This is a genomic window from Streptomyces sp. NPDC052114 (assembly GCF_040680155.1).
Taxonomy (GTDB): domain Bacteria; phylum Actinomycetota; class Actinomycetes; order Streptomycetales; family Streptomycetaceae; genus Streptomyces.
In genome coordinates this window covers 127,191-149,986 of record NZ_JBFAWC010000015.1, presented here as the reverse complement: position 1 = coordinate 149,986, position 22,796 = coordinate 127,191, and the positions used below count along the sequence as shown (strand labels likewise).

The 22,796-nt window shown below is 72.2% G+C and carries 21 protein-coding genes; 9 read left to right on the top strand and 12 right to left on the bottom strand.

Going from position 1 to position 22,796, the window contains the following annotated elements; all coding sequences use genetic code 11:
- The first annotated feature begins 35 nt into the window (after positions 1 to 35).
- From AB0L89_RS30060 to AB0L89_RS30050, 3 genes are read left to right on the top strand one after another with little or no spacing between them, the layout of a single operon-like run.
- Positions 36 to 1,343, top strand: coding sequence for an ABC transporter substrate-binding protein (locus tag AB0L89_RS30060; protein WP_365147645.1), 1,308 nt, complete (start codon positions 36 to 38; stop codon positions 1,341 to 1,343).
- Positions 1,316 to 4,237 (top strand): ATP-binding cassette domain-containing protein, encoded by a 2,922-nt coding sequence (locus AB0L89_RS30055; RefSeq protein ID WP_365147642.1) that lies wholly within the window; start codon positions 1,316 to 1,318, stop codon positions 4,235 to 4,237. Before AB0L89_RS30060 ends, AB0L89_RS30055 begins: the two co-directional genes overlap by 28 nt.
- Positions 4,234 to 5,046: an ABC transporter ATP-binding protein gene (locus AB0L89_RS30050; protein WP_365147639.1), complete on the top strand. Its 813-nt coding sequence runs from the start codon at positions 4,234 to 4,236 to the stop codon at positions 5,044 to 5,046. Before AB0L89_RS30055 ends, AB0L89_RS30050 begins: the two co-directional genes overlap by 4 nt.
- Here AB0L89_RS30050 and AB0L89_RS30045 read toward each other — a convergent pair.
- The 7 genes from AB0L89_RS30045 to pqqA form a co-directional block, all read right to left on the bottom strand.
- Positions 5,043 to 6,206, bottom strand: coding sequence for a PQQ-dependent sugar dehydrogenase (locus AB0L89_RS30045; RefSeq protein WP_365147636.1), 1,164 nt, complete (start codon positions 6,204 to 6,206; stop codon positions 5,043 to 5,045). The genes AB0L89_RS30050 and AB0L89_RS30045 overlap by 4 nt on opposite strands.
- 1 nt (position 6,207) lies before the next feature.
- Positions 6,208 to 7,224: a chitinase gene (locus AB0L89_RS30040; protein WP_365147633.1), complete on the bottom strand. Its 1,017-nt coding sequence runs from the start codon at positions 7,222 to 7,224 to the stop codon at positions 6,208 to 6,210.
- A gap of 88 nt (positions 7,225 to 7,312) precedes the next feature.
- The gene (gene pqqE / locus AB0L89_RS30035) at positions 7,313 to 8,440 is read right to left on the bottom strand and encodes a pyrroloquinoline quinone biosynthesis protein PqqE (RefSeq protein WP_365147630.1); all 1,128 of its coding nucleotides are present in this window, start codon (positions 8,438 to 8,440) and stop codon (positions 7,313 to 7,315) included.
- On the bottom strand, positions 8,437 to 8,727 hold the full coding sequence (gene pqqD, locus AB0L89_RS30030) for a pyrroloquinoline quinone biosynthesis peptide chaperone PqqD (protein ID WP_365147628.1): 291 nt from the start codon (positions 8,725 to 8,727) through the stop codon (positions 8,437 to 8,439). Before pqqD ends, pqqE begins: the two co-directional genes overlap by 4 nt.
- A complete protein-coding gene (gene pqqC, locus AB0L89_RS30025) occupies positions 8,724 to 9,470 on the bottom strand; it encodes a pyrroloquinoline-quinone synthase PqqC (protein WP_365147625.1) in 747 nt (248 codons plus the stop codon). The genes pqqD and pqqC overlap by 4 nt, the downstream gene beginning before the upstream one ends.
- Entirely contained in the window at positions 9,467 to 10,375 is a 909-nt protein-coding gene (gene pqqB, locus AB0L89_RS30020; protein ID WP_365147622.1) for a pyrroloquinoline quinone biosynthesis protein PqqB, read from the bottom strand. Before pqqB ends, pqqC begins: the two co-directional genes overlap by 4 nt.
- Positions 10,376 to 10,385: 10 nt before the next feature.
- The gene (pqqA, locus tag AB0L89_RS30015) at positions 10,386 to 10,526 is read right to left on the bottom strand and encodes a pyrroloquinoline quinone precursor peptide PqqA (protein WP_365147619.1); all 141 of its coding nucleotides are present in this window, start codon (positions 10,524 to 10,526) and stop codon (positions 10,386 to 10,388) included.
- Between the two features lie 400 nt (positions 10,527 to 10,926).
- On the opposite strand from pqqA, the gene AB0L89_RS30010 reads away from it, so the two are divergent.
- On the top strand, positions 10,927 to 11,718 hold the full coding sequence (locus AB0L89_RS30010; protein ID WP_365147894.1) for an aldo/keto reductase: 792 nt from the start codon (positions 10,927 to 10,929) through the stop codon (positions 11,716 to 11,718).
- Positions 11,719 to 11,817: 99 nt separating this feature from the next.
- Here the strand turns inward: AB0L89_RS30010 and AB0L89_RS30005 are convergent, their stop codons facing one another.
- From AB0L89_RS30005 to AB0L89_RS29990, 4 genes are all read right to left on the bottom strand, one after another.
- Positions 11,818 to 12,189, bottom strand: a complete 372-nt coding sequence (locus tag AB0L89_RS30005; RefSeq protein WP_365147616.1) for a CU044_2847 family protein — start codon at positions 12,187 to 12,189, stop codon at positions 11,818 to 11,820.
- Between the two features lie 112 nt (positions 12,190 to 12,301).
- Complete coding sequence (locus AB0L89_RS30000) at positions 12,302 to 13,225, bottom strand: class I SAM-dependent methyltransferase (protein ID WP_365147613.1); 924 nt, start codon at positions 13,223 to 13,225, stop codon at positions 12,302 to 12,304.
- Between the two features lie 186 nt (positions 13,226 to 13,411).
- Positions 13,412 to 14,152, bottom strand: a complete 741-nt coding sequence (locus tag AB0L89_RS29995) for a class I SAM-dependent methyltransferase (protein ID WP_365147610.1) — start codon at positions 14,150 to 14,152, stop codon at positions 13,412 to 13,414.
- Between the two features lie 8 nt (positions 14,153 to 14,160).
- Positions 14,161 to 14,469 carry a 4a-hydroxytetrahydrobiopterin dehydratase gene (locus tag AB0L89_RS29990; protein ID WP_365147607.1) on the bottom strand — a complete coding sequence of 103 codons (309 nt, stop codon included), beginning with the start codon at positions 14,467 to 14,469 and terminating at the stop codon, positions 14,161 to 14,163.
- Between the two features lie 95 nt (positions 14,470 to 14,564).
- Here AB0L89_RS29990 and AB0L89_RS29985 point away from each other — a divergent pair, with 95 nt between their 5' ends.
- The gene (locus AB0L89_RS29985; RefSeq protein WP_365147604.1) at positions 14,565 to 15,434 is read left to right on the top strand and encodes a helix-turn-helix transcriptional regulator; all 870 of its coding nucleotides are present in this window, start codon (positions 14,565 to 14,567) and stop codon (positions 15,432 to 15,434) included.
- Positions 15,435 to 15,461: 27 nt separating this feature from the next.
- Here the strand turns inward: AB0L89_RS29985 and AB0L89_RS29980 are convergent, their stop codons facing one another.
- A complete protein-coding gene (locus AB0L89_RS29980) occupies positions 15,462 to 15,890 on the bottom strand; it encodes a hypothetical protein (RefSeq protein WP_365147601.1) in 429 nt (142 codons plus the stop codon).
- 231 nt (positions 15,891 to 16,121) lie between these two features.
- Here AB0L89_RS29980 and AB0L89_RS29975 point away from each other — a divergent pair, with 231 nt between their 5' ends.
- The 4 genes from AB0L89_RS29975 to narI are packed head-to-tail and all read left to right on the top strand — an operon-like array spanning position 16,122 to position 22,769.
- On the top strand, positions 16,122 to 19,805 hold the full coding sequence (locus AB0L89_RS29975) for a nitrate reductase subunit alpha (protein WP_365147598.1): 3,684 nt from the start codon (positions 16,122 to 16,124) through the stop codon (positions 19,803 to 19,805).
- Positions 19,805 to 21,478, top strand: coding sequence for a nitrate reductase subunit beta (gene narH, locus AB0L89_RS29970; RefSeq protein WP_365147595.1), 1,674 nt, complete (start codon positions 19,805 to 19,807; stop codon positions 21,476 to 21,478). The genes AB0L89_RS29975 and narH overlap by 1 nt, the downstream gene beginning before the upstream one ends.
- Entirely contained in the window at positions 21,475 to 22,050 is a 576-nt protein-coding gene (narJ, locus tag AB0L89_RS29965; RefSeq protein ID WP_365147592.1) for a nitrate reductase molybdenum cofactor assembly chaperone, read from the top strand. Before narH ends, narJ begins: the two co-directional genes overlap by 4 nt.
- Complete coding sequence (narI, locus tag AB0L89_RS29960; RefSeq protein WP_365147589.1) at positions 22,047 to 22,769, top strand: respiratory nitrate reductase subunit gamma; 723 nt, start codon at positions 22,047 to 22,049, stop codon at positions 22,767 to 22,769. The genes narJ and narI overlap by 4 nt, the downstream gene beginning before the upstream one ends.
- The last annotated feature ends 27 nt before the right edge of the window (positions 22,770 to 22,796 follow it).

The following is a 22,796-nucleotide window of genomic DNA, read 5'->3' as shown; positions in this document are numbered from 1 at the left end:
GAATCAGCCCCACTTCGACTTCAGGGGGCTCGAACGTGTCGCGATCGATCCGCACCATCACCGCCGCCGTGGCGGCCCTGCTGCTCGCCACCGCCTGCAACTCCGCCTCCAACAGCGGCGGTTCGGGCGGCTCCGGCGGGGCGAAGGACGGCAGCTCCGTACGCGGGGTGACCGACGACTCCATCAAGGTGGGCGGCATCGTCTCCATGACGACCGCCAGCGGCTACAGCAAGAAGGACACCGACCTCGGCGCGAAGGCCCGCTTCGACCGCGCCAACGCCGAGGGCGGCGTGCACGGGCGGAAGATCGACTACCTGGGCGCGGAGGACGACGGGCAGGACCCCGGCAAGAACCTCGCGGCGGCCCGCAAGCTCGTCCAGCGCGAGAAGGTGTTCGCCGTCTCCCCGATGAGCTCGGTCACCTTCTCCGGCGCGGACTTCCTGCAGCAGCAGAAGGTGCCCACGTTCGGCTGGGGCACCATCCCGCCCTTCTGCGGCCCGACGTACATGTACGGCTTCGGCGGCTGCATGGTGCCGATGCCCGGCGGCACCATCACCCAGAGCTGGCCCGAGGGCCTGAAGAAGGTGACGGGCGGCGCCAAGGGCAAGTCGGTCGCCATCCTCGCCAACGACAACGACGCGGGCACCTTCGCCATCCGCACCTACAAGCAGTCCTTCGCGGCGGCCGGGTACGAGGTGACGTACGCCAAGTCGACGGTCCCCGCCACCTCGGTGCCGAGCGACTGGTCGGCGTACACCAAGGAGATCCTGCGCTCCGACGGCGGCAAGGCGCCGGACGTGGTCGTCTCCGTCATGCAGACCCCGTACAACATCGGGCTGTTCACCGCCGTCAAGCGCGCCGGGTTCAAGGGCGTCATCACCGACCCCACCGACTACGACCCGGGGCTGCTCGCCAAGAGCGCGACGAAGAAGGCCCTGGACGGCGTGCACGTCCTGCTGACCTTCCAGCCCTTCGAGCAGGACAGCGCCGCCATGCGGCAGTTCAAGAAGGACATCAGGAAGGCGGCGGGCAAGGACGTGCCGCTCAACATGCACATGATGACCGGCTACATGTCCGCCGACCTCTTCCTCGCCATCGCCGAGAAGGCCGGCAAGGACCTCACCGTCGACTCCTTCCAGCGGGCCGCGGACGGCTACTCCGACACCGGCACCCTGGTCGGTGACCGCCGGCTGCCGAAGGGGCAGAAGGAGTCCTTCGGCTGCGGTGCCCTCGTCCGGCTCAAGGAGGGGCGTACACGGTGTCGTCGCCGTTCACGTGCTACGAACCGATCCCCTTCAAGTAGGGGCGGGCCGCCATGTCGGACCTCCTGGGATTCGTGCTGAGCGGACTCGTCTCGGGCGCGCTGTACGCCCTGCTCGCGACGGGCCTCGTCCTGTCCTACGCCGCCTCGGGCCTGTTCAACTTCGCGCACGGCGCGACCGCCTACCTCTGCGCGCTCGCCTTCTACGAACTGCACTCCGGCTTCGGCTGGCCCGCCGTGCCCACCGCGCTGCTCCTGGTCGTCGTGGTGGCCCCCGCGCTCGGCTGGGGCCTGGACCGGCTGATGTTCCGCAAGCTGGCGAAGGTCGGCGAGACCGCGCAGATCGTGGCGACCATCGGCCTGCTCGTGGCCCTGCCCGCGCTCGGCCTGTGGGTGGTGGAGCTCCTGGCGGACGCGGGCGCCCCCGTCGAACCCGCCGAGAACCAGTTCGGCCTGCCGGGCGTCGGGCCGAGCCCCGCCACGTCCTGGCAGCTGACCGACGGCGTCGGCATCGACTCCGACCAGCTCATCACCTGGGTGACCACGGCGGTGGTCGCCGTGGGCCTGTGGATCCTGATGCGGCACACGCCGCTCGGCCTGCGGCTGCGGGCCGCCGTCGACAACCGCTCCCTGGTGGAGCTGCGCGGCATCAGCGCGGACCGGCTCTCGTCGGTGGCGTGGATGCTGTCGTCGGGCCTCGCGGGCCTGGCGGGCGTGCTCGCGACGCCCCTGCTCGGCCTGTCCTCGCACGACTTCACCCTGTTCCTCTTCGTCTCCGCGACGGCGGCCGTCCTCGGCCGCTTCCTCTCCGTCCCGCTCGCCTTCGCCGGGGGTCTCGGGCTCGGGGTGCTGCAGAACCTCGTCGCGGGGTACGCCGACTTCGCCGAGCGGATCACCGGCTTCCGCACCGCCGTGCCCTTCCTGATCCTCTTCGCCGGGCTGCTCCTGCTGACCCGGCGGCAGCGGACCGCGGGCACGGCGGCGGTGGACGCGCCGCCCGTCGACTACCTCGCCGGCCGCCCGTGGGCGCACCGATGGGGCCCGTGGGTGGTGGCGGCGGCGCTCCTCGCGCTCTCCTTCTACACGGTCACGACCCCCTTCTGGAGCGGCATCCTCGCCCAAGGCCTCGCGATCTCGCTGGTGTTCGTCTCCTTCACCGTGGTGACGGGGCTCGGCGCGATGGTGTCGCTGGCGCAGGCCACGTTCGTGACGGGGGCGGCGCTGGTCGCCGGGCTCCTGATGAGCCACGGCTGGCCGTTCGCCGGGGCGGCGCTGGCCGGCACCTGCGCCGCGGCGGCGCTCGGCGCGCTCGTGGCGCTGCCCGCGCTGCGGCTCGGCGGACGCTCGCTCGCCCTCGCGACGCTCGCGCTCGCCCTCCTCGCCGATCACGTGCTCTTCCAGCTGGGGTGGCTGAGGAACGGCGACACGGGCTGGGAGATCCCCCGGCCGGTCGCCGGTCCCGTCGACCTCTCCGACGACCGCGCGATAGGCGTCGCGATGGTCGTCCTCGTCACGGCCGCGGTCGCCTCGCTCGCCGCGCTGCGCAACTCCCCGTCGGGGCGGGCGATGCTGGCGGTGCGGTCCGCCCCGGCGGCGGCGATGGCGTCGGGGGTCTCCGTGGTCCGCACGAAGCTGCTCCTGTTCACCCTGTCGGCGGGGCTCGCGGGGTTCGGCGGCGTGATGTACGCGTCCTTCAACACCCGTATCACGGCCACCGACTTCACCTCGATGACCGGTCTGATCTGGCTGGCGGTGGCGGTGGCGGTCGCGGCGGGCGTGCGCAGACCGCAGTTCGCGGTGGTGGCGGGCCTGGTCTTCGCGATCGTCCCCCACCTGATGGCGGAGTACGTGACCGAGTCCGTCCAGCTCCCGGTGATCCTGTTCGGCCTGGCGGGCCTGGCCCTGGCGAACGATCCGGACGGGTACTGCGCGGCGGTATCGGTGCGGTTGCACCGGCGCCGAAGCCGCCAGGATCCGGCCGGTCCGGCGGTCGCGGACGAGACCGAAGGGCGATCGCGGAGGTCCAGGGGACGGAGCTCCTGGGAACGGGGAAGGGGCGGGAGGACGGAGGAACACCGTCCGGGGACCGCGAAGGAACACCGTCCGGGGACCGCGAAGGAACGCCCTCCGGGGACCGCGAAGGAACGCCCTCCGGGGACCGCGGAGGAACGCCGTCCAGGGATCGCCGAGGAACGCCCTCCGCGTACCGGGGAAGAGCATCCTGCCGGGACCAGGGAAGAGCGCCCTCCCGTCCTCGCCCTGCGCGACCTCCACGCCGGATACGACGGCACCCCCGTCCTCCACGGCGTGGACCTCACCGTCCGCCCCGGGGAGATCGTCGCCCTGCTCGGCCCCAACGGAGCGGGCAAGTCGACGACCTGCAAGGCCGCCGCAGGGCTGATCACACCGCGGCACGGCCAGGTGTACGTCGCCGGTCGCGACGCCACCCACGACGGCCCCGTCCGCCGCTCCCGCACAGGCGTCCTCCTCGCCCCCGAGGGCCGCGGCATCTTCCCCGCGCTCACCATCGACGAGAACCTCGCCCTGCACCTGAAGGACCGCGCCGAACGCGACGCCGTGTACGAGCGGTTCGCGGGCCTCGCCGCCCGGCGCGGGGTCGCCGCGGGCTCCCTCTCCGGAGGAGAGCAGCAACTGCTCGCCCTCGCCCCGCTGCTGCACCGCCCGCCGAAGGCGCTGATCGCCGACGAACCCTCGCTCGGCCTCGCGCCGCGCGTGGTCGACGACGTGTTCCGGCTCCTGGTCGAACTCCGTGACGCGGGGACCGGGTTGCTGCTCGTGGAGGAGAAGGCCGCCGAGATCCTCGGGGTCGCCGACACCGTGGCGTATCTCGCGCAGGGCCGCGTCTCCTGGTGCGGTCCCCGTTCCGAGGTGCGCGCCGACCGGCTCACGGAGGCGTATCTGGGCATGGCGGCGGGCGAAGGGGAACCGACGACGAAGGGAGTGGGGCGGCCGTGAACGAACAGCGCGGTCACGTCCTCGAAGCCGCGGGCGTCGGCGTCCGCTTCGGCGGGATCCGCGCCCTCGACGGGGTGGACCTGGCCGTCCGCCCGGGCGAGGTGTGCGGGCTCATCGGGCCCAATGGCGCGGGAAAGACGACCCTGTTCGACGTCCTGTCGGGCATCCGCAGGCCCGACGGAGGGCGGGTCCTGCTCGACGGGACCGATGTCACCCGCCGCTCCCCCGTGTGGCGCGCCCGGCACGGCATGCGCCGCACCTTCCAGCGCCAGCAGCTGTTCGGCCAGCTGACCGTCGCCGACAACCTCCTGGTCGCCCAGGAGTGGCGGGGCGGAGGCGGCGGGTTCGCCGCCGACCTGCTGGCCGCGCCCACCCGGCGCGGGCACGAGGCGGCCCGGCGCGAACGGGCCGCCGCCGTACTGCGCGAATGCGGCCTCGACACGCTCGCCGGGCAGTACGCGGGCGCGCTGCCGACGGGCCTCGCCCGCATGGTGGAGCTGGCGCGCGCGGTCGCGGACCCGCCCCGGGTGCTGCTCCTGGACGAGCCCGCGTCCGGGATGACGGCCGACGAACACCGCTATCTGTCGGCCGTCATCCGTCATCTGGCGGACGAGGAAGGCTGCGCCGTGCTGCTCGTCGAGCACAACGTCGCCTTCGTCATGGAACTGTGCGCCCGCGTGGTCGTGCTCGACCTGGGCCGGGTCCTCGCCCAGGGCACGGCGGCCGAGGTGCGCGCCGACCCGCGGGTGCGGGACGCGTACCTCGGCACGACGACCGGTACGAGCGGCACGACCGGCACCGCCGTCTAGCCGACCGGCAGCGACGCCTTGCCGATCGGAACCGCCGCCTGGCCGATCGGAACCAGGAACATCTTGTCGGAGCCGTCCGGCTGTCCGCCGTTGGCGTCGGCGTTGGTGGTGGACAGCCACAGCGCCTTGGCCCCGGGCACGGCGGTGACCGCGCGCAGGCGGCCGTACTCACCGACGTAGTAGGCCTTCGCGGTGCCGACGTCCTCGTTGTCGGCGTTGATGGGGATGCGCCACAGGCGCTTGCCCTTCAGCGCCGCCATGTAGACGGCACCGTCGACGACCGCGACACCGCTCGGCGAGGCCTCCGCCACGCCCCAGGTCTTCTTGGGGTTGGTCATGCCGGCGACGGAGCAGTCGCCTTCGCAGGTGGGCCAGCCGTAGTTCTTGCCCGGCTTGATGAGGTTCAGCTCGTCCTTCTTGGCATCGCCCAGCTCGGCCTCCCAGAGCCTGCCCCGGTCGTCGAAGGCGATGCCCTGGGGGTTGCGGTGGCCCAGGCTGTAGACGTGGTTGCCGAAGGGGTTGCCGGGGGCCGGTTCGCCGTCCCGCGTCATGCGCAGGATCTTGCCGTTGAGGGAGTCCTTGTCCTGGGCGAGCGGCTTGTCCTGGGCATCGCCCGTGGTGGCGTAGAGGTAGCCGTCGGGCCCGAAGGCCAGGCGTCCGCCGTTGTGGTACTTGTTCTTCTTGATGCCCTTGAGCAGCGGCTTGTAGCCGGTGAGGGTCGACCCGTCGTACGTCATGCGGGCGACGCGGTTGCCCTCGGACGAGGTGTGCATCACGTACACGTAGTGGTTGGTGGCCCAGTCCGGGTCGACGGCGACGCCCATCAGGCCGCCCTCGCCGCCGGTGGTCTGCGACTCGGGGACGGTGCCGAGCTGCTTCTTGTCCTTGCCGTCCTCGGAGACCCGCCACACCCGGAAGTCGTCGCGCTCGGTGACCAGCGCGCCCGACCCGTCGGGCAGCCACGAGGTGCCCCAGGGGATGGTCCAGCCGGTGGAGAGGGTGGTGGGGGCGCCCGGCTCGCCGGCCGCGGCGGCCGGGGCGACCGGCGCCGGTCCCGCCGTCGCCGCCGGGACGACGCCGACGGCCAGCGCGCCGGCCGCCACGGCGGCGCCCGCCGCCACGAGCACCGCTCTCCTCGTGGTCTGCCTGCGATGCCTCATCTCAGCCTCCGTACTGGGCGACGATCTTGGTGAAGTCGTACGGGGCCTGCGAGACGCCGCTGCAGGAGTCCCCGGCGTCTCCGCCCGAGCCGCAGGCGCGGTCGCGGTTGACGGCCCAGTAGGCGAAGCGCGCGATGTGGTGCTCCTTGGCGTACGCGAGGATCTTCTTGAAGTCGGCCGTGGTGACCGTCTCGCCCGCCACGTCGGTCTTGCCGTTCATCGAGGAGATGCCGGTGTGCTTGTACGCGTCGGCGTCGCTGTAGCCGTAGGCGCTCTTGACCGTGCTCTTGAGGCCCTCCATGGCACTGACGGAGGCGTCGCCCATGGTGCCGCTGTGCCCGCCGAAGTCGAACGGCATGATCACCCAGGCGTCGTTGGCCAGTCCGGCGGCGGCGCCCCGCTTGATGAGGTCCTTGCCGGTGGCGTCCGGGCCCTGCGGGGTCGTCCCCAGGGTCACATAGGTGACGAGACCCGGGTTCTTCGTCTTGACGATCTTCAGGGCGTCGACGACGCGCTGGCGCACGGTGGCGTTGCCGAACTCGGTGTTCTCGATGTCGATGTCGAACGCCTTCAACTTGTAGGCATCGATGACCTTTTGGTAAGCGCCCGCGAGCGCGGTGGCACTGCCGCACTTCTCGCCGAGCTTGGCGCCGCTCCAGCCGCCGACGGAGACGACGATGTCGCCGCCCGCGCCGCGGATGGACTTGATGGCGGCCTCGTCGGAGCCGCCCTTCAGCGGGCGGGTGCCGTCCCACGCCGGGTTGCAGCCGCCGTCGGACAGGATGAAGGCGAGCGTGAACCACTTGACGCCGGTCGCGGCCATCACGTCCGTGGGCTTCTGCGGGTCGCCCCAGCCGAGGTACTCGTAGGGGGCGGCGTGGAGGGTGCCGGACGCCTTCGCGGCGGGCGCCGGGGTGGCCTGCGCGGCGGGGAGTCCGGCCAGGGTCAGCGCCGCCGCGCCGGTCAGCGCGCCGGCGGCGGCCAGGGCGACGGTCCTTCTGCGGGGAGTGCGGGACATGACGTGGGCCTACCTCTCTGCAATGTCAGGAAGGTTTCCTGACAGTCGATGAACGCAAGGACCCCAAGGCCCTTGCGGGGATGGGGAGTTACAAGAGGCCGGTGTGCGTGCGGTACGCGTACTGGGGCGGGTCCTTCATGGAGTCGCGCACGCCGTCCACCAGCGCGCGCACCGCGCCGTGGTCCGGCGAACGGTGGCAGGCGGGGTCGGTGCGGGTGGCGTCGCCGGTCAGGGCGTACGCCTGGCAGCGGCAGCCGCCGAAGTCGACCGCGCGCAGCTCGCAGCTCCGGCAGGGGTCCCGCATCCAGGCCTCGCCGCGATGGCGGTTGAACGCGTCCGACTCCCGCCAGATCCAGGAGAGTTCGTGCTCGGTGACGTTGGGTGCGGCCGAGCCGAGCAGGTCGGCCGCGGCGGGGCAGGGCAGCACGGTGCCGTCGGGGGCGACCGTCAGCGACAGGGCGCCCCAGCCGCCCATGCAGGGTTTCGCGACGCCGTCGACGTAGTCGGGCGCCACCCACACCAGCTCCATGCGCCCCGCGAGCCGCTCCCGCCACCGCTCGACCCGGGCGCGGGCCCGCGCGACCTGGGCGCGACCGGGCAGCAGGGCGTCGCGGTTGCGCAGCGCCCAGCCGTAGAACTGGGCATGGGCCAGCTCGATGCGGTCGGCACCCCAGGAGAGGGCGAGTTCGACGAGGGCGTCGAGCGCGTCGAGGTTTCCGCGGTGCAGGACGGCGTTGAGCCCGAGCGGCAGTCCGGCCTCACCGATGATCCGCGCCGCGCGTTCCTTGGCGGTGAACGCGCGGGCGCCCGCGATGCGTTCGGCCGCCGCGGGGTCGGCGTGCTGGACGGAGAGCTGGACGCTGCGCAGCCCGGCCCCGACGAGCCGATCGAGGCGCTCCGGGTGCAGGCCGACGCCGCTGGTCACGAGCTGGGTGTGGATGCCCGCGCCGTCGGCCGCCGCGACGATCTCGGCGAGGTCGCGGCGCAGCAGGGGCTCCCCGCCGGACAGATGGGTCTGTACGACGCCGAGGCCCGCGGCCTGCGCGAAGACGTCGGCCCACTGCCCTGACGTCAACTCCGCCGCTCTGGTGGTGAGTTCGAGAGGGTTGGAGCAGTAGGCGCAGCGCAGGGGGCAGCCGTGGGTGAGCTCGGCGAGGAGCGCCCAGGGCGGCTCGGGGTTCGGGGCGATGGGCGCAGGCCCCGTGGGCTCGGTCATCGCAGCCACCCCTCGGACCTCAACCGCGCGAGGAACGACGGCACTTCCTCGGCGACCGGCGCGTCGGGATGGCGTCGCAGGAGTTCCGCGACGATGCCCGCGACATCGCGCTCGCCGTCGCACAGCCCGACGATGGAGCCCGCGGCCCCGCGCAGGACGACCACCCGCTCGGGGAGCACCAGCAGGTCGACGCCGCGCACCCGGTCGTGCCGCAGCAGCACCGAGCGGACCAGCTCGGGGCGCCAGTCGCCGCGTGTCGCGTCGCGTACGGCGTCGCGGCCGCTCACCCGGCACCTCCCGCCGTGGCCGCCCACTCGGCGGCGGGCCCGCGGTCGACGGCGTCGAGCAGCGACCACAGCACGTCGCACTTGAACGCGAGGGCGGCGACGGCCCGTTCCTGCTCCTCGCGGGTGCGGGCCCACGCCCGGACGAGGCCGAGCGCCTCCTGCCCGTCGCGGCCGCCCTGCCCGACGCGCGTGCGGAAGTACCCGAGCCCCTCGGCGTCGAGCCAGGGGTAGTGCCGCTCGAAGGCGGAGATCCTGGTCCGCATCAGATCGGGCGCGGAGAGTTCGGTGAGCGAGGCGGCGACGGCGTCGAGCGCGGGCCGGAGCCGGCAGAAGGTGACGTAGCCGTCGACGGCGAGCCGCACCCCGGGCAGCACCCGTGCGGAGTCCAGGAGTTCCGCCCGCGCGAGCCCGGCGGCCTCACCGAGCCGCAGCCAGCGCTCGATGCCGCCCTCGCCGTCCCGTTCCCCGTCGTGGTCGCGGATCCTGCGCAGCCAGGAGCGGCGCAGCGCCGGGTCGTCGAACTTGGCGAGGATCAGGGCGTCCTTGACGGGGATGTGCCGCTGGTAGTGGAAGCGGTTGGCGATCCAGCGGCGGACCTCCTCGCGGGTGAGGGCGCCTTCGTGCATGCGTACGTTGAAGGGGTGGCGGTCGTGGTAGCGCGCGGCGGAGACGGCGCGCAGCCGGTCCGTGAGCTCGTCCGGGGTCCAGGGGTCCGCGGGCGCCGCCGGGGCCGTGGTCGTCACAGCTCGATCACCATCCCGTCCACGGCGACCTCCAGGCCCCACTCCGCGAGGAGCTTGTACTGCTCGGCGTGCGGGTCGCCGAGGGGGTTGGTGTTGTTGAGGTGGGTGTAGAGGACGCGGCCGGGCAGCCGGGCCAGGCGGTGGGCCGTGCCGGTGGGGCCGGCGATGGGGCGGTGGCCCATGGCGGTGGCGGTGCGGGCGGTGAATCCGGCGTGCACCGGTTCGTCGTCGTCCCAGAAGGTGCCGTCGACGAGGACGCAGTCGGCGCCGCGTGCGGCTGCCTCGAAGGCGTCGCTCCAGACGGCGAGGGAGGGGGCGTAGAGGGCGACGGCGCCGGTGCCGGAGTCGGTCAGGCGCAGCGCGACGGACCAGGTGTCCGTGTCGGGCCCCGTGCCCGCGGCGTACCGCGGGCGCTTGGCCGAAATGGGTACGGCGTCGACGTGGACGGCCGAGCCCGCGCCCAGCGGCAGGGCGTGTCCGGGTGTCAGTTCCCGCCACCGTACGCGCGTGTAGGGCTCCAGGAGGGCGTCGAGCCGCAGCCCTGCGCGCACGGCGTCGCGCACGGGCGCGGTCGCGAGGACCTCGACGCCGTCGCGGGCCTCGCGCAGCCGGGCCAGGCCCAGGGTGTGGTCGAGTTCGGCGTCGGTCAGGACGACCCCGGCGAGCGGGGTGCGCCGTGCGTCGGGGCCCGCGCCGGGGTGCAGGGCCGGGGTGGCCTCGATCTGGTCGCCGAGGTCGGGCGTGGCGTTGACGAGGTACCAGCGGTCCTCGCCCGCGTGGACGGCGAGCGCGGCGTGCCGGCGGCGGCGCTCCGGGTGGGCGCGCGCCCCGGTGCACCCGGGGCACGCGCAGTTCCACTGGGGCAGTCCGCCGCCCGCCGCGGTGCCGAGCACCTGCAGCTGCATGGCGGCGGGTCTACCGGTCGGCGAGGCGGTAGGCGGTGACCTCGAGGGCGGTGTCGACGATCGCGTACTCGGGGGTCTGCCAGGCGGTGGCGTCGGCGTCGGGCCGACGCACGGGCTCATGGGTGGTCTGGTGCTGGTCGTCGCTGTGCATGTCGGTGCCTTTCCTGAAGATGTGGGGTTCAGGGGCGAGCCGGTGGGGGCACGGGTGGGACGGCGCGGTGCGGCGCGGGCGTCGCACGCGTTCATATGGGTGTCCTGCGTTCACTGTTGTGCCATAGGGTCCCGGGATGACGGGACACCGTCAATGGTCCGGACCGATCAATTCCTGTTCTCGGCGCGACATCCGGCCAAAAGGGCGGCGGAGCCGGGGCCGGCCCTTCCGGGGCGGCGGGCCCGGGGCCGAAGGATCCGGCAATCCGGCGGAGATCACCCGCCGGGCCAGGAATGCGGCACCGCCCCTGATCGTTGACCATGGGAGTACCACCCGACGACTTAAGGATCGAGAGCTCGTGAGCAAGGTCCCCCCGATCATCCTGAACAACGGCGTCGAGATGCCCCAGCTCGGTTTCGGTGTCTGGCAGGTGCCGGACGACGAGGCCGAGAAGGCCGTCGCGACCGCCCTGGAGGCCGGGTACCGCAGCATCGACACCGCGGCCGTCTACGGCAACGAAGAGGGCACCGGCAGGGCGGTCGCCGCCTCCGGCATCCCCCGCGAGGAACTCTTCGTCACCACGAAGCTGTGGAACGCCGACCAGGGCCACGACTCGACGCTGCGCGCCTTCGACACCTCGCTGGAGAAGCTGGGCCTCGACTATGTGGACCTCTACCTGATCCACTGGCCGCTGCCCTCCAAGGACAGCTACGTCGACACGTACAAGGCCTTCGAGAAGATCCAGGCCGACGGCCGCGCGAAGTCGATCGGCGTGTCGAACTTCCTGCCCGAGCACCTGGAGCGGCTCATCGCCGAGACGTCGGTCGTCCCCGCCGTCAACCAGATCGAGCTGCACCCGCACCTCCAGCAGCACGCCTCCCGCGAGGTCCACGCCGAGCAGGGCATCGCGACCGAGGCCTGGTCGCCGCTCGGCCAAGGCAAGGGCCTCCTGGAGGTCCCGGCGATCGTCGCGATCGCCCGGAAGCACGGGCGCACGCCCGCGCAGATCGTGCTCCGCTGGCACATCCAGCTGGGCAACGTCGTGATCCCGAAGTCCGTGACGCCGTCGCGGATCAAGGAGAACATCGACGTCTTCGGCTTCGAGCTGGACCCCGAGGACATGGCCGCGATCTCGGCCCTGAACGAGGACCGCCGCCTGGGCCCGGACCCGGCGACGTTCGACGTGGTCTGAGGCCTACGCCTCCGCTCCACCCGGTGGCCCGCCCGCGCCGCCCCTTCGGGGGGGGGCGGGCGGGCCACGCGCGTCCGGGAGCACCCGTGCCCGCGTCGCTCACTGACCCCCGGCCCGCTGCCCCGGCACATCGCTCTGCGCGTCCTGCGCCACCGCAGGGCGCGACCAGGTCAGCTTGACCGTCAGGTGGCCCTCGGTCGCCGTCTTGGCGATGACCGCTCCCGCGGCGGCGCTGAGCTTCACGCCGAATTCCAGCTCGATCGCGTCGGGGTCCAGCGCACGGTCCCGGAACGTCCGCAGCGCGGACATCGCCGCACCGCGCACATTGTGCAGCGCCGACTCGAACCGGCCCTCGACCTCGTGCACCTCGCCGTCGCCGCGCCGCGAGACGGACCTGAACCCCGGGTCCCTGGAGTCCACCTCCACCACGACGGGCCCTTCGTCGGACTCCCATCGCATCAGTTCGCTCACGGGGCGGCTCCCTGTTCGGTCGGCCGGGCCCGGCAGCACGGCGCTGCCCCGAACGTACGCCAACCGGCCTGCTCCCACAGACCGGTTGACGGATCATCACTTCTGGTGCGGCCTACGCCTCCTTGACCGCCACGTGCACCGTCTGCGCCGTCAGCAGGAAGAGGTCGGGGCGCCGGTGCAGGCTCTGCGGGTCGTCCGCGTCCAGGAGGCGGTCGAACGTGGCGAGGTCCTCCGGGTCGATCCGGCCCTCGTGCATCTCGCGGCGCAGGGTGAACTCCTCCACCACGTAGGCGCGGGCCTCCTCCGAGAGGGGCGCGGGCAGGTCGAGGAGGAAGCTGCGGGTGGCCTCGTACCGCAGGCCCGCGGCCTTCAGGAGGGCCGGCCAGTCCTCCGTCGCGTCCTTCGAGCCGTCCAGGCCCGCCCGCATGCCGTTGAACCACGACTCGTCGGACGCCTCCAGGCGGGCGAGGAGGCCGGGGCGGCCGAAGCCGATGTCGCGGGGCAGGTTGCGGGCGTTCAGGCCGCCCTCCAGGAGGGCGATGGCACCGCCGGGCGCCAGGTGGTCCGCGAGGGCGGTGAGCGCGGCGCCCTGGTCGCCGACGTGGTGCAGCGACTTGCACAGCCACAGGAGGTCCGCCTGGGGCACGTCGTCGATGTCGTCAGGGAGCGCGGCGCGCACCGTCCGGAAGCGGTCGGTCAGGCCTTCGTCCGCCGCGCGCTCCCGGGCGCGCTCCAGGAGCTGCGCCTCGGGGTCGGCCGCGACGATCCGCGCCTTGGGGAACGCGTCGGCCAGCACGAAGGAGACGGCGCCCGGACCGCTGCCGATGTCGGCGACGACGCCGGGTTCGGGGACCCAGCGGCGCAGCCAGGCCGCCACCTCGCCGTACATGGGCGCGGCGAGGCGCGCGTAGCGCTCCAGCCGGCCGACCATGCCGGTCCAGTCCAGGTCGCCGCCGTGGCCGTGCCCGTGCCCGTGGCCATGCCCATGGCCCTGTCCGTGACCCTCGCCGTGGCCCTGTCCATGGTCGTGACCCATCGCCTTGTGCCGCCTTCCGGTCCTCTGCTGGTGCCGCTGTGTCCAGGTATGCGCCCTCGTGGGGCAACCCGACCACCAGCCTGCGACCGGATCCCGCCGTTCGACAAATGGTGTTGCCGGAAGTGCAAAAGTGGCCTCGGGCAGCGGGGGCCGACGCCTCAGCGGCCCCGGCCGCCCCGGCGCCGCTCACCCCTCCTTGCGGAACGCCCGCAGGTGGAACCGCGGGTCCGCCCGCGCCACGTCCTGGTCCGGGAGCCGTGCGAGCCCCGCCGCGAGGCGCTCGGCCAGCGGACCGTCGGGCGGGATCCGCGTGAACCAGCCGCGGCGCAGGTCGTCGACCGTGGAGCGGGGCGTGCGGCCCTGCCCATGGCCGCGGAACCCGGCCTTCCCCACGGGGACCAGGCCCTGCTCGGCCGCGTACTCCGTCACGGCGTCGGCCCGGTCGACGGCGAGCCGCACCGGGCGCGGCGCGAGCACCGCGTCGATGTCGCTTCCCACGTCGTGCGAGGCGGCCTTGTCGACCGTGGTGACGTAGACCCCGCCGGGCCGCAGCACGCGCGCGCACTCGGTGACGACCGACCGGGTCTCCTCGGCGCCGGACAGCAGGTGCAGCAGCCATACGGTGTTCACCGCGTCGAACGCCCCGTCGGGAAACGGCAGCCTGCGGCTGTCGCCGAGGACGACGGAGCCCGGCACCCGGCCCGCCGCCATCCGCGCCATGCGGTACGCGGCGTCCACCCCGGTCACCCGGAGCCCGTCCCGGTCGGCGAGGCGCCGGGTGACCAGGCCGGTGCCGCAGGCCACGTCCAGCAGCGTGCGGGCGTCGGCCGGCACCAGGCCGAGGACGGCGGACGCCGCCGCGGCGGCCCGGGGCTCACCGCCGCGCGAGGCGTCGTACCGGTCGGCCTCCTTGCCGTAGTCGAGCATCCCCCGGCTCACTCGGCCCCGTGCGAGGGCGCGAACCCCTCGACCCTGCGGGCGAGTTCGAAGTCGAGGTCGGTGAGCGCGCCGCCCGCCGAGTGCGTGTTCACCGCCAGCGTCACGGTGTTGTAGCCGAGCGTCAGATCGGAGTGGTGGCCCAGTTCCTCCTGCGTCTGCGCGACGTGGACGACCAGGCCGACCGCCGCGAAGTGCGAGCCGAGGCGGTAGGTACGGGTGATGCGGTCGCCGTCCAGGGACCAGCCGGGCAGCTCCGCGAGACGGTCCTCGATCTCCTTCAGCGAGAGCGGTTCGGGGGTCGTCATGGCCACGCTCCTTCCAGGGGGAATCCATCCGGGGGAATGTATCCGGCGGGAATCGATTTCACCTTGCCACAAACCTCTTCGATTACCGTCTACGTATGACAACCGCCGTGCCCGCCAAGGGGAACGCCACAGGAAAGGCCAAGGCAAAGGCCGCGTCCAGAGGGAGCAGCCCGGAGAACGCGAGCGGCGTCGGGCCGCTGTTGCGCGGCTGGCGCGAGCGACGCCGCGTCAGCCAGCTGGAGCTGGCCCTGCGCGCCGAGTCCTCGGCCCGCCACATCAGCTTCGTCGAGACGGGCCGGGCGCGCCCGAGCGAGGAGTTCGTGCTGCGTCTCGCCGACCACCTCGACGTGCCGGTGCGGGAGCGCAACTCCCTGCTGCTGGCGGCCGGTTACGCGCCCCGCTTCCGTGAGACCCCGCTGGACGACCCCTCGATGGGCACGCTGCGCGAGGGCCTCGAACAGCTCCTGGCGGGCTACGAGCCCTATCCGGCCCTGGTGGTCGACGCGACGTACGGCGTGGTCGCCGCGAACCGCAGTCTGGCGATAATGCTGGACGGCATCCCGGACCATCTGCTGACGCAGCCGCTGAACGCGATGCGGATCACCCTGCACCCCGAGGGGCTCGCCCCCAGGATCCGCAATCTGCGCGAGTGGCGCGGGCATCTGCTGCACCAGATGGAGCGGCAGATCGCGCTGCAGCGCTCGGACGAGCTGCGCGCGGTGTACGACGAGGTGGCGGCCTATCCGGTGGCGGACCCCGGCGTCGACGCCTTCGAGGCGGGGACGGACGTGCCCTACTTCGCGCTGCCCCTGCGGATCGAGCACGCGGGGCACGTCCTGTCCTTCATCTCGTCGATCTCGACGTTCAACACCCCGATGGACGTGACGGTCGCCGAGCTGGCCATCGAGACGCTGCTGCCGGCCGACCCCGCGACGGCGAAGTTCCTTCAGGAGCACATGTCCTAACGGGCATGTGCTCCCGGGAGGCCCGGTTCAGGACCCGGCCTTCACCGCCCGCAGCGCCGCGTACTGCAGCACCGCGAAGCCGCCGACGGTCACGGCCTGGAGCGGGATCCACACCGCCCCGGCCGTGCTCGGCGAGAACCAGGCCACCAGCGCGACGACGCTGAGCACCGCCCACACGGCGTTGATCTCGACGACGGCCTGGACGGCGAGCGGCGGCGGGCTGGTGCGGGCGGCGAGCAGGCCGACGCCCGCCGCGTAGAGGACGAGACCGATGCCGAGGCCGAGCAGCAGCCCGGCGTCGATGCCGAGGAAGCGGCCGAGGGGGCCCGAGGCGGCGGCGTAGGCGATGCCGTTGCCCGCGGTCACGACCGCGTCCAGGCCGAGGAAGCGGCGCAGCATCGCCTGGGGGTCGGTGGTGCGGGCGAGCGTGGCGAGGGGGTAGGTCGACGTGGTCATGGCGGTCTGCCTCCAGGCGGCGGGGACGGGTGGTTTCCGGTGCTCCGGCCCGGTCGGCGGTGTGCCCGACCGGCTTCGGTGACACCACTGTCCCGGGCCCGTCCCACCTGGTCGATTACGTCGCAGGTAATGCCGCGCCGGGCGCCCGGCAACCCGTACGGCGGCAGCCGACAGGTACACAGGGCCCACCGCCCCTAGGTTCAATGAGAGGCAGACCTAGGGAGCCCTACGGTGACTGAGACGACCGAGCCCGCCGCCGCCCTGCTGCGGGCGGGCAAGTTCTTCCGGCGCGGCACCGCCGCCCCCGACCTGCACAGCGTGGCGCTCACCGGGGGCCGGGACGCGGACACCTTCTACCGGGACCGCTGGAGCCACGACAAGGTCGTGAACTCCACACACGGGGTGAACTGCACCGGTTCCTGCCGCTGGAAGGTGTACGTCAAGGACGGCATCATCACCTGGGAGACGCAGGCGACGGACTACCCGAGCGTCGGTCCCGACCGGCCCGAGTACGAGCCGCGCGGCTGTCCCCGCGGCGCCGCGTTCTCCTGGTACACGTACTCGCCCACGCGCGTGCGCTACCCGTATCTGCGCGGCGTCCTGTTGGAGATGTACCGCGAGGCGAAGGCGCGCCTGAAGGACCCGGTGCTCGCCTGGGCGGACATCCAGGGCGACCCGGAGCGCCGCGGGACGTACCAGCGGGCGCGCGGCAAGGGCGGCCTGGTGCGGGCGAGCTGGGACGAGGCCGTGGAGATCATCGCGGCCGCACACGTCCACACGATCAGGACGTACGGCCCCGACCGCGTCGCGGGCTTCTCCCCCATCCCCGCGATGTCGATGGTCTCGCACGCGGCGGGCGCCCGCTTCATGAGTCTCATCGGCGCACCGATGCTCTCCTTCTACGACTGGTACGCGGACCTGCCGGTGGCTTCGCCCCAGGTGTTCGGCGACCAGACCGACGTGCCGGAGTCGGGCGACTGGTGGGACGCGGCCTATCTGATGATGTGGGGCTCGAACGTCCCGGTGACCCGCACGCCCGACGCGCACTGGATGGCCGAGGCGCGCTACCGCGGCCAGAAGGTCGTGGTCGTGGCGCCCGACTACGCCGACAACGCCAAGTTCGCCGACGAGTGGCTGCATCCGCATCCGGGCACGGACGGGGCGCTCGCCCTCGCGATGGGGCACGTGATCCTCAAGGAGTTCTTCGTCGACCGCTCGACGGACTTCTTCACCGACTACGTACGCAGGTTCACCGACCTGCCCTTCCTGGTGACGCTGACCGAGCGCGACGGCGCGTACGTGCCGGGGAAGTTCCTGCGCGCCAGTGACCTGGGCCAGGACGTCGAGGGCGCCGAGTGGAAGACGGCGGTCCTCGACGAGGAGACCGGGCAGCCCGCCGTCCCCAACGGCTCGATGGGCTTTCGCTGGACCGAGTCCGGCAAGGGCAAGTGGAATCTGGAGCTCGGCACCATCAAGCCGCAGCTGACCCTGTACGGCACGCAGGTCGCGGCGGGCATCGAGGTGCTGCTGCCGCGCTTCGACACCGAGGGCGGCACGCACGGCCAGGGCCGCGGCGAGGTCGTGCGGCGCGGGGTGCCCGCCACCCGGCTCGGCGGGCAGGACAGGCCGCTGGTCACCACGGTCTTCGATCTGCTGCTCGCGCAGTACGGCGTCGGGCGCGAGGGGCTGCCGGGCACATGGCCCGCCTCGTACGACGACGCGGACGCGCCCGGCACCCCCGGCTGGCAGGAGGTCCACACCTCCGTCCCCGCCGCCAAGTGCGTCAAGATCGCGCGGGAGTTCGCACGGACCGCGGAGAAGTCGCGCGGGCGCTGCATGATCCTGATGGGCGCGGGGACGAACCACTGGTTCCACTCCGAGACGATCTACCGCTCCTTCCTCGCGCTGCTCCAGCTCACCGGCTGTCAGGGCCGCAACGGCGGCGGGTGGGCGCACTACGTCGGGCAGGAGAAGTGCCGCCCCTCCACCGGCTGGGCGACGCTGGCGAGCGCCAACGACTGGAGCAGGCCGCCGCGGCAGATGATCGGCGCCGCGTACTGGTTCCTCAACACCGACCAGTGGCGCTACGACAGGTTCGCGGCGGACGTCCTGTCCTCGCCGCTGGGCGAGGGCCGCTTCGCGGGGATGACGGGCGCCGACTGCCTGGCCCTGTCGGCGCGCTCGGGGTGGATGCCGTCGTATCCGACCTTCGACCGCAACTCCCTGGATCTGGGGTCCACTTCGGGCGATCCGGTGGCCAACGTCGTCGACGAGCTGAAGGCGGGCACCCTCAAGTTCGCCTGCGAGGACCCCGACGCGCCGGAGAACTGGCCCCGCGTGCTGACGCTGTGGCGCGCCAACCTCCTCGGCTCCTCCGCCAAGGGCGCCGAGTACTTCACGAAGCACCTGCTCGGCACGCACTCCTCGCTGCGGGCCGAGGAGGCGGCGCCCGAGGAGCGCCCCTCGACGGTGACGTGGCGCGAGGCGGCCCCCGAGGGCAAGCTCGACCTGCTCGTCTCGCTCGACTTCCGGCAGACCTCCTCGACGCTGCTGTCCGACGTGGTCCTGCCGGCCGCCACCTGGTACGAGAAGCACGACCTGTCGACCACGGACATGCACCCCTATGTGCACTCCTTCACCCCGGCGGTCGACCCGCCGTGGCAGGCGCGCTCCGACTTCGACACCTTCCGTGCGATCGCGGACCGGCTCAGCGAGCTGTCCGTCGACCACCTCGGCGTACGCAAGGACGTCGTCGCCACCGCGCTCCAGCACGACACACCGGGCGAGATCGCGCAGCCCGGCGGGGTCGTCCTGGACTGGCGCAAGGGCGAGTGCGAGGCAGTGCCCGGCAAGACGATGCCGAACCTCACGGTGGTGGAGCGCGACTACACCGCGATCGGCGCGAAGTTCGCCTCGCTCGGCCCGCTCGTCGAGCGGCTCGGCCTGCCGGTCAAGGGCATCGCCTTCCACCCCGACCAGGAGGTCGAGGACCTGCGCGAGCGCAACGGCGTGGTGCGCGGCGGGCCCGCCGACGGGCGGCCCGCGCTGGACACGGCCGTCAAGGCGGCGAACACGATCCTCGCGCTGTCGGGCACCACGAACGGCCGCCTCGCCACCCAGGGCTTCCACACCCTGGAGGCGCGCACCGGCCAGGAGATGGCGCACCTGGCCGCCGAGCACGAGGGCAAGCGCATCACGTACGCCGACACCCAGGCCGCGCCCGTCCCGGTGATCACCTCGCCGGAGTGGAGCGGCAGCGAGGCCGGCGGGCGCCGCTACACGGCCTTCACGCTCAACACCGAGCATCTGAAGCCCTGGCACACCCTGACCGGACGCCAGCACTTCTTCATCGACCACGACTGGATGCACGAGCTGGGCGAGGCGTTGCCCGTCTACCGGCCGCCCCTGGACATGAACCGCCTGTTCGGGGAGCCACGGCTCGGCCCGGACGGCGAGCGGGAGGTGACCGTCCGCTATCTGACCCCGCACAACAAGTGGTCGATCCACTCCGAGTACCAGGACAACCTCTTCATGCTGTCGCTGTCGCGCGGCGGCCAGTGCATCTGGATGGCGCCGCAGGACGCGGACGCGATCGGCGTGAAGGACAACGACTGGATCGAGGCGGTCAACCGCAACGGCGTGGTCGTGGCGCGGGCGGTCGTCTCGCACCGCATGCCCGCCGGCACCGTCTACATGCACCACGCGCAGGAGCGCACGGTGAACGTCCCCAAGGCGGAGGCCTCCGGAAAACGCGGCGGCATCCACAACTCCCTGACCCGTCTGATCCTCAAACCGTCCCATCTCATCGGCGGATACGCGCAGTTGTCGTGGGCGTTCAACTACCTGGGCCCGACGGGCAACCAGCGCGACGAGGTGACGGTCATCCGTCGCCGCAGCCAGGAGGTGCAGTACTGATGCCCCGTGGCGAGACCACCGGCCGGCGCGTCATGGCCCAGATCGCGATGGTGATGAACCTCGACAAGTGCATCGGGTGCCACACCTGCTCGGTCACCTGCAAGCAGGCGTGGACCAACCGCGACGGCATGGAGTACGTCTGGTTCAACAACGTCGAGACCCGGCCGGGCCAGGGCTATCCGCGCCGCTACGAGGACCAGGAGAAGTGGCGCGGCGGCTGGGAGCTGAACAAGCGCGGCGCCCTGAAGCTGAAGAACGGCGGGCGCGTCAAGTCGCTCCTGGGGATCTTCTCCAACCCCAAGCTGCCGGAGATCAAGGACTACTACGAGCCCTGGACCTACGAGTACAAGAACCTCACCGACGCCCCGCTCGGCGACGACTTCCCGGTGGCCGAGCCGCGCTCGCTGATCTCGGGCAAGCCGATGAAGATCGAGTGGTCGTCGAACTGGGACGACAACCTCGGCGGCGCCACCGAGCACGGCGACCTGGACCCCATGGTCGCCAGGACCCGTCAACAGGCCGCCGACAAGGTGAAGTTCGCCTTCGAGCAGACCTTCATGTTCTATCTGCCGCGGATCTGCGAGCACTGCCTCAACCCGGCGTGCGTGGCGTCCTGCCCGTCCGGCGCGATGTACAAGCGCGAGGAGGACGGCATCGTCCTCGTCGACCAGGACCACTGCCGGGGCTGGCGCAAGTGCGTGACCGGCTGCCCGTACAAGAAGGTCTACTTCAACCACCGCACGGGCAAGGCCGAGAAGTGCACGCTGTGCTACCCGCGCGTCGAGGTGGGCCTGCCCACGGTCTGCTCGGAGACGTGCGTGGGCCGCCTGCGCTATCTCGGAGTGATCCTCTACGACCCCGACAAGGTGACGGCGGCGGCCTCCGAACCGGACGAACACAAGCTGTACGAAGCACAGTTGGGCGTCTTCCTCGACCCCGAGGACCCCGAGGTGCGCCGGGACGCGGAGCGGTCCGGCATCGCGCACGACTGGATCGAGGCGGCTCGCCGCTCCCCCGTCCACGCGCTGATCAGCAGGTACAGGGTGGCCCTCCCGCTGCACCCGGAGTACCGCACCATGCCGATGGTCTGGTACATCCCGCCGCTGTCGCCGGTGGTGGACGCGCTCACCGAGAGCGGCCACGACGGCGAGGACGCGGCGAACCTCTTCGGCGCGATCGACACCCTGCGCATCCCGCTGGAGTACCTCGCGGAGATCTTCACGGCGGGCGACGTCGGCCCGGTGCGCTCCTCGCTGGAGAAGCTGGCGGCGATGCGGTCCCACATGCGCTCCATCAACCTCGGTGACCGGCCCGACGGTTCGGTCGCCGCGTCGGTGGGCATGTCGGGCCCCGAGATCGAGGAGATGTACCACCTGCTGGCGATCGCCAAGTACGAGGACCGGTACGTCATCCCGACCGCCGCCGTCGCGGACGCCCGGCAGCTGGAGGAGTCGGCACTCCCCGACTCGTGCAGCCTCGACTACGAGGACGGTCCCGGCATGGGCGGCGACGGCCCGTTCGGCCAGGACTCGGGCCGCAAGCAGCTGCCGCTCGTGACGATCGAGAACTTCCACGCGCTGCGGGCCCGCCAGACCGCCGACGAGCAGCCGAGCGCGGTCGAGGAGGCCCACGCGGCGAAGGAGCCCCACGCGGCCAAGGAGGACGAGAAGTGAGCGACCACGCCGTGCTCTACCAGGCCGCCGCGCTGTGCCTCGCCTATCCGGACGAGGAGTTCCGCGAGCGGCTGCCGCTCCTGACGGCCGCCGCGCCGCCGGAGTTCGGCGACTTCCTCGCGTACGCGGCGGGCACCGACCTCGGCGAGCTCCAGGCGCACTACGTCCAGGTCTTCGACTTCAAGAACCGGCACAGCCTGTATCTGAGCTGGTGGCGGGACGGCGACACCCGGCGGCGCGGGATGGCGCTGGTCCGCTTCAAGGAGGTCTACCGCGCCCACGGCCTGGAGTTCAGCGGCGAGGAGCTGCCCGACTTCCTGCCCGCCGTCCTGGAGTTCTCCGCGCAGGCGGGTCCGGTGCTCCTGACCGAGCACCGCGGCGGCCTCGAACTGCTGCGGCTCGCGCTCACCGACTTCGGCACACCGTACGCCGCCGTGCTCGACGCGGTCTGCGCGACGCTGCCGGGCCCCTCCCCCAAGGACCGCGCCGAGGCCCAGGCGCTGGCGCGCTCCGGGCCGCCGCGCGAGGACGTCGGCCTGGAACCGTTCGCGCTGATCGGAGAGCGCTCATGAAGACACTGCTGTGGGGCGCCCTCCCCTACATCGCCTTCGTGCTGCTGGTCGCGGGCACGATCTGGCGCTACCGCTACGACAAGTTCGGCTGGACGACGCGTTCGTCGCAGGTCTACGAGTCCAGGCTCCTGAACATCGCCTCGCCGATGTTCCACTACGGCATCCTCTTCGTGCTCGTCGGCCATCTGGTCGGCCTGTTCGTCCCGGAGTCGTGGACGAAGAAACTGGGGATCGACGAGCACACGTACCACCTGTTCTCGCTCTACGGGGGTACGGCGGCCGGGATCCTGCTCGTCCTCGGCATCCTGCTGCTGCTCTACCGGCGGCGGACCAACACGCCGGTCTTCCGCGCCACGACCGCCAACGACAAGCTCATGTACCTGGTGCTCTTCGGGGCGATCGTGCTCGGCATGGTCGCCAAGCTGACGCACGCCTCCGGCGACGGGTACAACTACCGCGAGTCGATCGCCCCTTGGGCCCGCAGCCTGTTCACGCTCCAGCCGGACATCGACCGGATGGCGGGGGTGCCCGTGCTGTACGAGATCCACGCGGTGGTCGGGATGGCCCTGATCGCCCTGGTGCCGTTCACCCGGCTCGTCCACATGTTCAGCGCGCCGGTGCAGTACCTGTTCCGGCCCTATGTGGTCTACCGCAGCAAGGATCCCCGGCAGGTCGGCGCGCGGCCGGAGCGGCGGGGCTGGGAGCGGACGGGGTCCTGACGCCCGCCCCCGCGAGCCGCGCCCCGG

Bases quoted from the DNA above. Each gene is read 5' to 3' on its own strand.
- pqqE (WP_365147630.1), bottom strand. From the start codon at position 8,440: ATGACCGAGCCCACGGGGCCTGCGCCCATCGCCCCGAACCCCGAGCCG.
- AB0L89_RS29985 (WP_365147604.1), top strand. From the start codon at position 14,565: ATGACAACCGCCGTGCCCGCCAAGGGGAACGCCACAGGAAAGGCCAAG.
- AB0L89_RS29990 (WP_365147607.1), bottom strand. From the start codon at position 14,469: ATGACGACCCCCGAACCGCTCTCGCTGAAGGAGATCGAGGACCGTCTC.
- narH (WP_365147595.1), top strand. From the start codon at position 19,805: ATGCCCCGTGGCGAGACCACCGGCCGGCGCGTCATGGCCCAGATCGCG.
- AB0L89_RS29980 (WP_365147601.1), bottom strand. From the start codon at position 15,890: ATGACCACGTCGACCTACCCCCTCGCCACGCTCGCCCGCACCACCGAC.
- AB0L89_RS30000 (WP_365147613.1), bottom strand. From the start codon at position 13,225: ATGGGTCACGACCATGGACAGGGCCACGGCGAGGGTCACGGACAGGGC.
- AB0L89_RS30010 (WP_365147894.1), top strand. From the start codon at position 10,927: ATGCCCCAGCTCGGTTTCGGTGTCTGGCAGGTGCCGGACGACGAGGCC.
- AB0L89_RS29995 (WP_365147610.1), bottom strand. From the start codon at position 14,152: ATGCTCGACTACGGCAAGGAGGCCGACCGGTACGACGCCTCGCGCGGC.
- AB0L89_RS30055 (WP_365147642.1), top strand. From the start codon at position 1,316: ATGTCGGACCTCCTGGGATTCGTGCTGAGCGGACTCGTCTCGGGCGCG.
- narI (WP_365147589.1), top strand. From the start codon at position 22,047: ATGAAGACACTGCTGTGGGGCGCCCTCCCCTACATCGCCTTCGTGCTG.
- AB0L89_RS30040 (WP_365147633.1), bottom strand. From the start codon at position 7,224: ATGTCCCGCACTCCCCGCAGAAGGACCGTCGCCCTGGCCGCCGCCGGC.
- pqqB (WP_365147622.1), bottom strand. From the start codon at position 10,375: ATGCAGCTGCAGGTGCTCGGCACCGCGGCGGGCGGCGGACTGCCCCAG.
- AB0L89_RS30045 (WP_365147636.1), bottom strand. From the start codon at position 6,206: ATGAGGCATCGCAGGCAGACCACGAGGAGAGCGGTGCTCGTGGCGGCG.
- pqqA (WP_365147619.1), bottom strand. From the start codon at position 10,526: ATGCACAGCGACGACCAGCACCAGACCACCCATGAGCCCGTGCGTCGG.